10 protein-coding genes and 3 pseudogenes are annotated in these 10,261 nt (G+C 73.3%); 7 read left to right on the forward strand and 6 right to left on the reverse strand.

The features are described from left to right. The first annotated feature begins 16 nt into the window (after positions 1–16). The 3 genes and pseudogenes from ribA to ACH4ZX_RS31265 all read left to right on the forward strand — a co-directional run bounded on the left by ribA (position 17) and on the right by ACH4ZX_RS31265 (position 1,870). The gene (gene ribA, locus ACH4ZX_RS31255) at positions 17–676 is read left to right on the forward strand and encodes a GTP cyclohydrolase II (protein ID WP_324787935.1); all 660 of its coding nucleotides are present in this window, start codon (positions 17–19) and stop codon (positions 674–676) included. Beyond that, a pseudogene (locus ACH4ZX_RS31260) lies at positions 675–803 on the forward strand (sarcosine oxidase subunit beta); the annotation flags it as partial. The gene ribA and the pseudogene ACH4ZX_RS31260, both read left to right, overlap by 2 nt. Then, positions 800–1,870 carry a saccharopine dehydrogenase gene (locus tag ACH4ZX_RS31265; RefSeq protein WP_398280085.1) on the forward strand — a complete coding sequence of 357 codons (1,071 nt, stop codon included), beginning with the start codon at positions 800–802 and terminating at the stop codon, positions 1,868–1,870. The pseudogene ACH4ZX_RS31260 and the gene ACH4ZX_RS31265, both read left to right, overlap by 4 nt. Here the strand turns inward: ACH4ZX_RS31265 and ACH4ZX_RS31270 are convergent. Then, positions 1,860–3,089, reverse strand: coding sequence for a serine hydrolase domain-containing protein (locus ACH4ZX_RS31270; protein ID WP_398280088.1), 1,230 nt, complete (start codon positions 3,087–3,089; stop codon positions 1,860–1,862). The two genes, ACH4ZX_RS31265 and ACH4ZX_RS31270, sit on opposite strands and share 11 nt — an antisense overlap. A 219-nt stretch (positions 3,090–3,308) precedes the next feature. Here ACH4ZX_RS31270 and ACH4ZX_RS31275 point away from each other — a divergent pair, with 219 nt between their 5' ends. Continuing rightward, entirely contained in the window at positions 3,309–3,746 is a 438-nt protein-coding gene (locus ACH4ZX_RS31275) for a TIGR03618 family F420-dependent PPOX class oxidoreductase (RefSeq protein ID WP_398280091.1), read from the forward strand. A 51-nt stretch (positions 3,747–3,797) separates the two neighbouring features. Here ACH4ZX_RS31275 and ACH4ZX_RS31280 read toward each other — a convergent pair whose 3' ends face one another. Beyond that, entirely contained in the window at positions 3,798–4,682 is an 885-nt protein-coding gene (locus ACH4ZX_RS31280) for an NAD(P)-dependent oxidoreductase (protein WP_398280094.1), read from the reverse strand. Between the two features lie 165 nt (positions 4,683–4,847). On the opposite strand from ACH4ZX_RS31280, the gene ACH4ZX_RS31285 reads away from it, so the two are divergent. The 3 genes and pseudogenes from ACH4ZX_RS31285 to ACH4ZX_RS31295 form a co-directional block, all read left to right on the forward strand. Then, a complete protein-coding gene (locus ACH4ZX_RS31285) occupies positions 4,848–5,435 on the forward strand; it encodes a TetR/AcrR family transcriptional regulator (RefSeq protein WP_398280097.1) in 588 nt (195 codons plus the stop codon). Between the two features lie 220 nt (positions 5,436–5,655). Next, a complete protein-coding gene (locus ACH4ZX_RS31290) occupies positions 5,656–6,066 on the forward strand; it encodes a VOC family protein (protein WP_398280100.1) in 411 nt (136 codons plus the stop codon). Positions 6,067–6,068: 2 nt separating this feature from the next. Then, positions 6,069–7,070, forward strand: a pseudogene (locus tag ACH4ZX_RS31295) (VOC family protein); the annotation flags it as partial. Here ACH4ZX_RS31295 and ACH4ZX_RS31300 read toward each other — a convergent pair. The 4 genes and pseudogenes from ACH4ZX_RS31300 to ACH4ZX_RS31315 all read right to left on the reverse strand — a co-directional run. Beyond that, on the reverse strand, positions 7,057–8,526 hold the full coding sequence (locus tag ACH4ZX_RS31300; protein ID WP_398280103.1) for a membrane-associated oxidoreductase: 1,470 nt from the start codon (positions 8,524–8,526) through the stop codon (positions 7,057–7,059). The pseudogene ACH4ZX_RS31295 and the gene ACH4ZX_RS31300 sit on opposite strands and share 14 nt — an antisense overlap. A 60-nt stretch (positions 8,527–8,586) precedes the next feature. After that, positions 8,587–9,180, reverse strand: a complete 594-nt coding sequence (locus ACH4ZX_RS31305) for a histidine phosphatase family protein (protein ID WP_398280106.1) — start codon at positions 9,178–9,180, stop codon at positions 8,587–8,589. A 7-nt stretch (positions 9,181–9,187) separates the two neighbouring features. Next, the gene (gene gnd / locus ACH4ZX_RS31310; protein WP_398280124.1) at positions 9,188–10,066 is read right to left on the reverse strand and encodes a phosphogluconate dehydrogenase (NAD(+)-dependent, decarboxylating); all 879 of its coding nucleotides are present in this window, start codon (positions 10,064–10,066) and stop codon (positions 9,188–9,190) included. A gap of 12 nt (positions 10,067–10,078) precedes the next feature. Further along, a pseudogene (locus ACH4ZX_RS31315) lies at positions 10,079–10,261 on the reverse strand (glucose-6-phosphate isomerase); the annotation flags it as partial.

The following is a 10,261-nucleotide window of genomic DNA, read 5'->3' on the forward strand; positions in this document are numbered from 1 at the left end:
GTTTAGGAATCAGATCATGACAGAAAAAATCGGGGTACTCGGCAAGAAGCCGGCGCAGCGCACGGGCGTGGAGCGGATCGTGAATGCCCCCTTGCCCACGGTGTACGGGGAATTCCGCGCGGTCGGCTACCTGGACCATGACCGCGGTGACGAGCAAGTGGCGCTCGTGCACGGGGAGATCGGCACCGAGAACGTCCTCACGCGCCTGCACTCCGAGTGCCTCACCGGTGACGCGTTCGGTTCGCAGCACTGCGAGTGCGGTGACCAGCTGGCGTCCGCGCTGCGCGCCGTCGCCGCCGAAGGCAGCGGTGTGGTCGTCTACTTGAGAGGCCACGAGGGGCGCGGCATTGGGCTGCTGGCCAAGCTGCGGGCGATGGCGCTGCAGGCGGAGGGCCTGGACACCGTCGAGGCCAACCTGGCGCTCGGGCTGCCGGTGGACGCGCGCGACTACGGCGTCGCCGCCGGGATCCTGCACGACCTCGGCGTGAACTCCGTACGGCTGATGTCCAACAACCCGCGCAAGCGGGAGGCGTTGACGCGGCACGGCATCCAGGTGACCGAGACGGTGCCGTTGCTGATCCCGCCGTGCGAGAGCAACATCACCTACCTGCGCACGAAGCGGGAGCGGCTGGACCACCACCTGCCGCACCTGGACGCGGTGGCGCACCTCCGGTAGGGGCCCGGCGACCGGCGGGGTGGTCCGCGGCTCCGCTCCGGGCCGCGTACCCTTCGTGGACGTCAGCCCCTCGAGCGCCGGCCGTGTCGCGGCCGGCGCCCCGCGCCCGGAGGCCCACCCGGTATGACAGAGCTCCACCTGTGGCTGCGCCACGAGGTCCGCAGCACCGAGCGGCGCACGCCCGTCGTGCCGTCCGACGCCCGGCGGCTGGTCGACAGCGGCGTGCGCGTGACCGTCGAGGAGTCCCCGCAGCGGATCTTCCCGGTCGAGGAGTACGAGGCGGCCGGCTGCGACGTCGCACCCGCGGGCTCCTGGGTGTCGGCCCCGAGGGACGCGGTCGTGCTGGGGCTGAAGGAACTTCCCGACGGGCCGGGCGAGCTGACGCACCGGCACATCTTCTTCGGGCACGCCTACAAGCGGCAGCCCGGGGCCGCGGACCTGCTGCGCCGGTTCGCCGCGGGCGGCGGCGCGCTCTACGACCTCGAGTACCTGGTCGACGACACCGGCCGCCGCCTCGCCGCCTTCGGCTTCTGGGCCGGCTACCTGGGCGCCGCGCTCGCCGTCCTGCAGCAGCGCGGCCGGCTGGCCGCGCCCCTCACGCCCACGGCGAAGGACGAACTGGACGCCACGCTCCGGCCCGCCGCCGGGGACAAGGAGTTCACCGCCCTGGTGATCGGCGCCCTCGGCCGCAGCGGCCGCGGCGCACGCGTCGCCTTCCAGACGGCCGGCGTCGAGCCGACGTGCTGGGACCTCGCCGAGACCCGCGACCTCGACCGCCGGGCCCTGCTGGGGCACGACGTGATGGTCAACGCGGTGCTCGCCACCAGCCCCGTCCCGCCCTTCCTGCGCGAGCAGGACCTCGACGATCCCGCGCGCCGGCTGCGCACCCTCTGCGACGTCACCTGCGACGTCGGCTCGCCGCTGAACGTGCTGCCGGTCTACGACCGCACGACCGACTGGGACGATCCCGCGCGCCGGCTGCGCGAGGAGCCGCCGCTCGACCTCATCGCCATCGACAACCTGCCGTCCCTGCTGCCGAGCGAGTCCAGCGCCGACTTCTCGGCCGCGCTGCTGCCCCAGTTGCTGGAGTTCGGCGTCGGCGGGCCGTGGGGCCGCTGCCTGGACCGCTTCCGCCTCGCCTGCCGTGAACTCGGCGTCGGCACCGGCAGCGGGGAGGGCGGTCTCAGCCGGTGACGGCCTCGTGCACCAGCCTCTTGAGCTCGGGGAAGAACGCGTTGGACGATTTCGGCCGCAGCTGCGTGTAGAACTGCACCGTCAGGTCGCGGCCGGGGTCCACCCAGAACGTCGTCGTGGCGACCCCGCTCCAGCCGTACGTGCCCAGGCCGACGGGCGCCGCGGTGCGGGACGGGTCGACGACCACGGAGACGCCGAGACCGAAGCCCACCCCGTCGTTGCCGGGCACGTCGTGGGCGGGGCGGCTGCCGAAGGAGCGCAGGTCGGCGCCGTCGGGCAGGTGGTTCCTGGTCATCAGGTCCACCGTCCCGGGCGCGAGCAGGCGGACGCCGTCGAGTTCGCCGCGGCGGCGCAGCAGTTCCATGAAGCGGTGCCAGTCGTGGGCGGAGGCCACCATGCCGCCGCTGCCGGACAGCAGGCGGGGCCGTCCGCGCAGCGGCAGCCCCGGGATCGGCGCGATGCCGCCGTCGCCGGTGTCGCCGTACAACTCCGCGAGTCTGGGCGCCTGTTCCGCCGGGACGTGGAATCCGGCGTCGGCCATGCCGAGCGGGCCGAAGATCCGCTCGGCGAAGAACGCGTCGAGCGGCTGACCGGACACCACCTCGATGACCCTGCCGAGCACGTTGCTGGCGACGGAGTAGTTCCACTGCGTACCCGGATCGAACTGCAGCGGCAGGCTCGCGTACACGTCGACCGTCCGGGCGAGATCCGTGCCCGGCACCACCGAGGACTCCAGGCCCGCCGCGCGGTAGAGGGCGTCGACGGGGTGGGCGTGGTAGAAGCCGAAGGTCAGGCCGGCGGTGTGGGTCAGCAGGTGCCGGATCAGTATCGGTCCGGCGGCCGGGCGGGTGTGGACGTCGGCGCCCGAACCGCTCACGTGGACCCGGGGATCGGCGAAGGCCGGGAGGTACCGGGCTACCGGGTCGTCCAGCGAGAGCCGGCCCTCTTCCGTGAGGATCAGCGCGGCGACCGCGGTGACCGGCTTGGTCATGGAGTAGATGCGCCACAGCGTGTCGGTCTCGACGGGCAGCCCGGCCGCGATGTCACGCCGGCCGTGCGCGGTGAGGTGGGCGACCCGGCCGCCCCGGGCCACGGCCACCAGGAAACCGGGCAGGCGTCCTTCGTCGACGTAGTGGGCGAAGTGCTGGTCGAGCCGGTCGAGCGCCTTCCCGTCCAGCCCCGCCTCGCCCGGTTCGACCTCTTGTCGCAACTGTCCCATCACTCTCCTCCGATCACTTTCCCGAGGCGTGGTCCGGCACACCCCACCCGGCAGGCGTCCCGGCCGGCCCCAGACCCCATGATCCCGTAGGAACGCGGATACGGTCCCGTGGTTGCCGGTCATATGCCGACGGGGCGCGCGGCCCCCGCGGCGGGCGTCGGCGGGCGTCGGCGGGCGTCGGCGGGAATGCGGCAGGCGGCAGCGCCGGTTGTCCCCGGTATGACCGAGGACGCGTTGCTCAGCTTGCTCTCCGAAGTCCGCGGCGGGGTGCTGGTCACCCTCAAGCGCGACAGCCGGCCCCAGCTCTCGAACGTCAGCCACCATTACGACCCGGACGAGCGGATCGTCCGGATCTCCGTCACGGACGACCGCGTCAAGACCCGCAACCTGCGCCGGGACCCGCGGGCGTCGTACCACGTGACCACCGCCGACCGGTGGGCGTACACGGTCGTCGAGGGAACGGCCGACCTCTCGCCCGTCGCCGCGGACCCGCACGACGACACGGTCGAGGAGCTGATCCGGCTCTACCGCGACGTGCTCGGCGAGCACCCGGACTGGGACGACTTCCGGGCCGCGATGGTCCGCGACCGGCGGCTGGTGGTGCGGCTGCGGGTGGAGCGGGTGTACGGGATCGCCCGGGGTGACAATCAGGGATGACGGCCGGTGCCGGTGCCGGTGCCGGTGTCGGTGCCGGTGTCGGTGCCGGTGTCAGTCGGTGACGTCTGCCGCGGTGCGCGCCTCCAGGGCGTGCAGCACGGCCGCCATGTCCTCGCCGCCGTGCCCGAGCGTGACCGTCTCCCGGAAGAGGGCGTGGCAGACGTCGAGGAGGGGCGAGGCGAGGCCCTGTTTGCGGGCCGCCTCGGCGATCAGGTGGTTGTTCTTCAGCACGTCCAGCGCCGCCGCCTGCACGGCGAAGTCCCGGTCCAGCAGCTTGGGCGCCTTCATCCGGGACACGGCGCTGGCCATCGGGCCCGCGTCCAGGACCTGCAGGAACAACCGCCGGTCCAGGCCCTGCCGGTCGGCGAAGTGGAAGGCCTCGACGAAGCCGGTGACCTGGGTGATGAGGAACAGGTTGACCGCCAGCTTCATCAGCAGGGCGTTCGGCGCCGGGCCGCAGGCGAACGTCTCGCGGCACATGGGGGCCAGCAGCGGCCGTACGGTCCGCACGTCCTCCAGTTCCCCGGCCAGCATCGCCACCAGTTGCCCGTTCTCCGCCGGGACCCGGGAGCCGGAGACGGGGGCCTCGACGTAGCTCCCGCCGGCGGCGCGGACGTCGGCCTGGAGCGCCGCGGAGTACTCGGGCGAGGTCGTGCCCATGTGAACGACCGTGCGCCCGGCGACGCGGGCGGTGAAACCGGGGGTGCCGCGGCCCAGGACGGTGTCCATCGCCAGATCGTCGGCCAGCATGAGGATCACCACCTCCGCCCGCGCGAACACCTCGGCGGCCTCGGTCGCCACCTCGGCCCCGGCCGCGCGCAGCGGCTCGGCACGGGCGGGCGTGCGGTTCCACACGACCAGGGGCGTTCCCGCATGGGCCAGCCGTAGTGCCATGGGCCGGCCCATGACGCCGAGCCCGACGAAGCCGACGTGCACGGTGCACCGCCTCCTGTCCGTGTGGCCGCCGTTCATGACTTCATGACGACGGTCATAGATTTATGACGGCGGTCATAGTAGCCGCTGCTATGACGGTCGTCATAGAGTGCGGCCAGGTGAAAGGCTCCGTGCGTCACGGAAGACCGGCGGGACGGGAGGTGGGCGATGGCGGTGCCCGAACGGGGTCCGCGTGACCGGATGGTCTTCAGCGCGGCCCAGCTCATCCGGCGCCAGGGCGTCGCCGCGACCGGCATGCGCGATGTCGCCGCGCACGCCGAGGCGCCCCGCGGCTCGCTCCAGCACTACTTCCCGGGCGGCAAGGAGCAGCTCGTCAACGAGGCGGTGGCCTGGGCGGGCCGCTACGCCGCCAACCGCGTCGCCCGCTTCCTGGCCGGCCTGGAACGGCCCACGCCGGGCGGCCTGTTCGCGGCGATGGTGGGTCAGTGGACCGACGAGTACCAGCAGGCCGGCTTCGCCGGCGGCTGTCCGGTCGCGGCGGCGACGGTGGAGTGCGCGGAGTCGGCGGAGTCCACCCGGCAGGCGGCGGCCGCGGCCTTCGCCGCCTGGACCGCGCCGGTCGCCGAGGCGCTGACCGGCATGGGGGTGCCGGCCGGGCGCGCCGAACCGCTCGCCACGCTGATGATCAGCGCCCTGGAGGGCGCCATCCTCATCGCCCGCGCCGAACAGGACGTACGGGCGCTGGAGACCGTCGTCCGCGAGCTGGCCCCGGTCCTCGACGCGGCAGCATTCTGACGCGACGCGACGCGACGCGTCGGTCCGTCGGCGGGGGGCCGCGTCCGCGCCCGGGGCTGCGCCCGGAACCCGGGCCGCGTCCGCGCCCGGGGCTGCGCCCGGAACCCGGGCCGCGACCGGTCCAGGGCCGAAGACGGAGGGCGGACGGCCGATGGTCCGGGGGGCCGCCGGGTGCCTAGAGTGCGGGGGCGACGATTTCCGTGCTGAGAAGGGGACTTGGATGCCCGTCGACGGCCGCAGTCATCTCCGCATCGCCCGCCCCTCCCGGGATCTGGCCGCCGCCGAGCGGTTCTGGGCGGCCGGTTTCGGGCTGTCCGTCGTGTGGCGGACCGAGGGCGGTACCGAACCCGGCGAGCACGAGCTGCTGATGCTCGGCCGGCCCGACGCCGGCTGGCACCTGGAGCTCGTCCGCGACCCCGCCCGGCCGGTGGAGCCCCGGCCCACCGAGGAGGACCTGCTGGTGATCTACGTCGACGGGCCGGTGCCGGACGATCTGATCGCCCGGCTGGAGGCGCACGGCGGCCGGCGCGTGCTCTCGCCCAACCCGTACTGGAACCGGTGGGGCGTCACCGTCGAGGACCCCGACGGCTACCGGCTGGTGCTGTGCGAGCGGGGCTGGTCGAACGCGTGACGAAGGGCATCGAGGACATCCCCGGCGACAGGATCTTCTTCCTGCAGCTCGCGGACGCCCCGCTGCCCGCCATGGACGTCCTGCAGTGGAGCCGCCACCACCGCTGCTTCCCCGGCCAGGGCGGCTTCGACGTCGCGGGCCTGGTCCGGCACGTGCTGCGCACGGGATACGCCGGCCCGCTCTCCCTGGAGGTCTTCAACGACGTCTTCCGGCAGGCCGACGCCGGCCCCACGGCCGTCGACGCGCAGCGCTCGCTGCTCGTCCTCCAGGAGGCCGTCGGCGTCCGGGAACTGCCCGCCCCGGTGGTCCCGACGGGCGTCGCCTTCGCCGAACTCCGCACGCCCGACGCCGAACCGGTGGCCGCGGTGCTGTCCGCGCTGGGCTTCGCCCGCACCGGACGCCACCGAGCCGACGCCGGGCATCGCCGGCGTGACCGGCATCGACCACCTCGCCCTCGTCCAGCCCTGGCACCACTTCGACGAGGCCGCCCTCTTCCACCGCAGCGTCCTCGGCCTCGGCGCGCAGGAGAGCGTGGACGTCGCCGACCCCTACGGCCTGCTGCGCAGCCGCGCGGTGACCGCCCCCGACGGCGCGGTGCGCATCGCGCTGTCCGTCGGCGCGGCGCCCGCCGACGACACCGTCCACGCCCAGCACATCGCCCTGGCCACCGACGACGTGGTCGCCGCGGCCCGCCGCTTCCGCGCGGCCGGCGGCGCGCTGCTGCCCATGCCCGCGACTACTACGACGACCTCGCCGCCCGGTTCGGCCTCACCGACGCCGAGCTGGAGACGTACCGGGACCTCGGCATCCTCTACGACCGTGACGCGCACGGGGAGTTCCGGCACTGCTACACCCGCACGGTCGGGCGCGTCTTCTTCGAACTCGTCCAGCGCGACGGCGGCTACCGTGGCTACGGCGCCCAGAACGCCCCCGTCCGCCTGGCCGCCCAGCACACGGCCCAGCACACGGCGCAGCACACGCCGAACCGGCTCACTGGCGGCTGACGGTGCGGGTGATGCCGGTGGCGACCGTCGTGGCCAGGATCCAGCCGGTGATGACCAGCGCGTAGGACAGCGTCTGGTACCAGCCGTCCGGCGCGAAAGCGCCCTCCTGGCCGAAGGAGATCACCGGCAGCAGCAGGTCGAGGGTGTAGAACACCGGGTCGAAGTGCGGGGCCTCCGACGCCTTGAGCGGGCGGGGATGGTGCAGGGCGTACGCCACCGAGCCGACCGCCAGCAGGGACAGCAGCCAGGCGCAGGCGCGCAGCGGCCGGAAGCCGTAACCGACGGTGGCGTCCTGGACGTAGCCCCATATCCGCGCGTACCAGGCGCGGGTGGAGCGCAGGCGGCGCTGCTTGGCGAGCTGGACCAGCCGGGCCGCGTGGTCGTCGCCGACACGGCGGTAGGCGGCGGTCAACTGCTCGTAGGAATGCGGGACATAGCCCTCCGCGTCGCGTTCCAGCATGACCAGGCGGCGCTCGGCGGGCACATGGGGCGTGAGCGTGGTGTAGACGAGGTTGCTGAGCAGGACCTCCCGGGGCACCACGTCCGGCTCCAGGAAGAGGACGTCGACCTGGGTGCGGCGCAGGTTGAGCCGTCCGTCCAGGGGCGGGCCGTTGCGCAGCCACAGCTCGCCGACGGTGCAACTGCTCGCCCGCAGGGCCGCGCCGCCGGGGTACGACAGGCGGGCGTACGTCAGGTCGAGGCGGCCCGCGACGCGGGCGCCGCGCAGTTCGATCGAGCCGGACGCCGACACCCGCCGCATCAGCAGGTCGCCTTCCAAGGCCAGGGTCTGCGCGTCGAGAGCGGCCTTGCCGGGATGGTGCAGCCACGCGTCGGTGAGGTCGACGGACCCGGCGACCGCCGCGCCGTCGAGCCGCACCCCGCCGTGCGCGCGCAGCCCCGGCGCGCACAGGTCGTCCTTGACGGTCAGGTGGCTGAGCTTCAGCACCGGTTCCGGCCCGGCCGCGGTGATCTCCGCCCGCTCCAGGAACAGTGCGCCGGATATCTCCGACCCGCCCAGGTGTACTGGGCCGCCGAACCGGCAACCGGTCAGCCGGAGGCTGCCGTCGATCCGGGCCCGCGGGATCATCAGGCCCGGCAGCACGGAGTCGCGCAGATTGAGGTAGGACAGATGCGCGCCGGACAGGTCCGGGACATGGGTGAAGCGGCAGTGGCTCAGACGGACGACGCAGCCGATCGTCGCGTAGCGCAGGTCCAGCTCGCCGGTGATGCGCGCGCCTCCGACCTTCAGGGCCGCCACCTCACCCGGCTCCTGGGGGCCGTTGAGGATCAGGGCCCGCAACACCCGGGCCCGTATGGTCCGTTCCGGTCCCCAGTCGGCGCCGTGCGCCGGATCCTGGGCCTGCTCCTCCTCTCCCTCGCCGAAGTCCACCGTCGTGCCGGTCGCGTAGGCCCGCCACACCCGCTGCTCGGCGGGCGTCAGCTCGTCTGTGTCCATCAGCCCGGACTCTAGCTGGCCGGTCGCCGGGGCCTCGGCCCCGGTGTCCCAACGCTGCTTCTACGGGCGGGTGTTCCACTCGGCGATGACCGGGCGGCCGTGTTCGGTCGACAGGCGGCAGACGGTTCCCGTCGCCAGCTGGAACAGCCGTCCGTCCGCCGGGGTCAGCCCCAGCCGGCGTGCCGTCAGCACACGCAGGAAGTGGCCGTGGGCGACCAGGACGACGTCGCCGGCGGCGTTCTGCAGCGCGGCGTCGACGCGGGCCAGCACCCGGTCCGCCCGCAGGCCCACCTCGGCCGGCGACTCGCCCGGAGCGCCGTCCGGCGCCGGCGGCACACCGTGCAGCCACAGGTCCCAGTGGGGCCGGGTGCGGTGGATCTCGACGGTGGTGATGCCCTCGTAGCCGCCGTAGTCCCACTCGTGCAGGTCGGGGTCGGCCGTCGTCCCCGTCAGGCCCGCCAGTTCCGCGGTGCGGGTCGCGCGGTGCAGCGGACTGGTCAGGGCGAGGGCGTAGGTCCGGTGCGACAGCAGCGGAGCGAGCGCCTTGGCCTGCTCCTCACCGTGCGGGGTGAGGGGCAGGTCGGTCCGGCTGGTGTGCCGGCCCGACACGCTCCACTCCGTCTCGCTGTGCCGGACCAGCAGGAGGTCCCCCACGTGACGCTCAGCCCTTCGCCTCGACGGCGTGACCGCCGAACTGGTTGCGCAGCGCCGCGACCATCTTCATCTGCGGGGAGTCGTCCTGCCGGGAGGCGAACCGGGCGAACAGCGACGCGGTGATCGCCGGGAGCGGCACGGCGTGGTCGATCGCCGCCTCGACCGTCCAGCGGCCCTCGCCGGAGTCCTGCGCGTAGCCGCGGAGCTTGTCGAGGTGCTCGTCGTCGTCGAGGGCGTCGACCGCGAGGTCGAGCAGCCAGGAGCGGATGACGGTGCCCTCCTGCCAGGAGCGGAACACCTCGCGGACGTTGTCCACCGAGTCGACCTTCTCCAGCAGCTCCCAGCCCTCCGCGTACGCCTGCATCATGGCGTACTCGATGCCGTTGTGGACCATCTTGGAGAAGTGCCCGGCGCCGACCTTGCCCGCGTGGACGAACCCGTACGGGCCCTCCGGCTTGAGGGCGTCGAAGACCGGCCGCAGCCGGTCGACGTGCTCCTTGTCGCCGCCGACCATCAGGGCGTAGCCGTTCTCCAGGCCCCACACGCCGCCGGAGACGCCGGCGTCGACGAAGCCGATGCCCTTGGCGCCGAGTTCGGCGGCGTGCTTCTCGTCGTCGGTCCAGCGGGAGTTGCCGCCGTCGACGACGACGTCGCCGGGGGACAGCAGCGTGCCCAGCTCGTCGATCACCGACTGGGTGGGGGAGCCGGCCGGGACCATCACCCAGACCGTGCGCGGGGCGTCGAGCTTGTCGACGAGGTCGGCCAGGCTCGCCGCGTCGGACAGCTCGGGGTCGCGGTCGTAGCCGATGACGGTGTGGCCCGCGCGGCGCAGCCGCTCGCGCATGTTGCCGCCCATCTTCCCGAGGCCTATGAGGCCCAACTGCATCGAAGTCATGGTTCAGTTCACTTCCTTGAGCTCGCGGTACGCGGCCACCAGGGCGCTGGTGGAGGGGTCGAGGCCGGGGACGTCGGACCCTTCGGTCAGGGCGGGTTCGACGCGCTTGGCGAGCACCTTGCCGAGCTCGACGCCCCACTGGTCGAAGGAGTCGATGTTCCATACGGCGCCCTGGACGAACACCTT

The organism is Streptomyces sp. NPDC020490 (assembly GCF_044335305.1).
Taxonomy (GTDB): Bacteria; Actinomycetota; Actinomycetes; order Streptomycetales; family Streptomycetaceae; genus Streptomyces.